This is a genomic window from Capnocytophaga sp. oral taxon 332 str. F0381 (genome assembly GCF_000318275.2).
Classification (GTDB): Bacteria; Bacteroidota; Bacteroidia; order Flavobacteriales; family Flavobacteriaceae; genus Capnocytophaga; species Capnocytophaga bilenii.
In genome coordinates, this window is sequence record NZ_KB291246.1 from 108,582 (window position 1) to 108,861 (window position 280).

The window sequence follows — 280 nt, forward strand, 5'->3', positions numbered from 1 at the left end:
GGCGCGAGCTTGTAGCTCGTGCCTACTATAATTATGCTCTGATAATCAATCTATTTTATTCACATTGTAGGGGCGATTGTCAAATCGCCCTCACAAAAAAAGATTGGTACAAATAGTGCCGCTGTTTAATTTAAAATTAACGGTAATTCTTTATAAATCAAACATTATCCACCACACACTTTGGCAAACTTCAAGAGTTTGCTAAAGTTAATTGCTCTGATAATCAATCACTTTCATTCACATTGCAGGGGCGATTGGCAAATCGCCCTCACAAAAAAAA